The 1,117-nt window shown below is 63.4% G+C and carries 2 protein-coding genes; both read left to right on the top strand.

Translation table 11 applies throughout. From position 1 onward, the window contains the following. The first annotated feature begins 222 nt into the window (after window positions 1-222). Window positions 223-657: a hypothetical protein gene (locus AC1DY5_RS56645; protein ID WP_478122873.1), complete on the top strand. Its 435-nt coding sequence runs from the start codon at window positions 223-225 to the stop codon at window positions 655-657. Between the two features lie 70 nt (window positions 658-727). Beyond that, a partial coding sequence (locus AC1DY5_RS56640; RefSeq protein ID WP_478122872.1) for an aldose epimerase family protein occupies window positions 728-1,117 on the top strand: 390 nt, incomplete at its 3' end.

Genomic DNA, 1,117 nt, shown 5'->3' with positions numbered 1-1,117 from the left:
CCCCTGCAGGAGACGATGGCCATGACGGGGCATCGGAGCACGGACACCGTGGCGGGGTATTTCAGGGCAGGGGCGGCTCAGGTCAGCGCGGTGGCCCGGATGATGGACTCGAAGAATCGTCGGCCTGAGGACGTCTGAATCGGGCTCTTTGCCTCGGAGGGTGCATCGCGTGGACCATGCCTTTGGCAGCGCCTTGGCTCTCGCAATGAGAAGGTCGGGAGTTTGACCCTCTTCCTGCCCACCGGGCAGCGGCAGCTGCAGGACCGCGTCGACTTCGTGCGTCGATATACTGAACAGGCTTCAGGCCTGGATTCAACCGTATCAACGGAGGTCGTTATGGCAGTAGTCATGCACATGGAGTGGGACGGYGTCACGCGCGAGCAGTACGAGGCCGTCAAGAGGATCGTGAACTTCGAGGGGAATTCGCCGGCGGGTGGCTTGTTCCACGTCGCGTGTTTCACCGATTCGGGGCTTCAGGTGACCGACTTGTGGCGGTCGGCGGAGGACTTTCAGGCGTTTGTCGAGAAGCGCTTGATGCCCGGCACCAAGGAAGTTGGCATTCAGGGCGAGCCGCGGGTGCAGATCCATCCGGTCCACCACCTGTTCACGCCAGGCTTTATCGCCCATGATCACGGAATCGCTGAGCCATTTCTTTGAAGCCAACGTAAGGCTGCTCACTTCGCTGTAGGGCCGGGGTCGGCTTCGTGCGTCGGGTGGCTTCACGCGCATGCACTCGACGAGTAACGCCTCGCACTCCTCGGTCGGAGGCACGGGGGTGCTGAAGGGTCGGGATGGCCGAGCAGCGCTCGACGAGCCCGAGTTGCAGAACGCGATCCACGGGCTGGTGCGATGGCTCCCATGGAGAATTACATCGAAGTCAGCCGACGAAGTCGAGTTGACCTGCGCGCTTCATCCGCAGCCGGGGTACCCGTGGCGGCTCGACCTGCAGGTCGGGTATCGGCTCGATGGGACAGGCCTGACGGTATCCATCCGGGCGCGGAACGCCTCGAGCGTCCCCGCGCCCTTCGGGATTGGTTTCCATCCCTACCTGACGGTGGGCACCGCCATCGATGACGCGGTCCTGCAGATCCCGGCGACCCGGTACTTGGTGATGGAC

This window comes from Variovorax sp. P4_D9 (genome assembly GCF_056401695.1).
The sequence above is the reverse complement of the archived record's forward strand: the minus strand, read 5'-3'. Positions and strand labels throughout refer to the sequence as shown.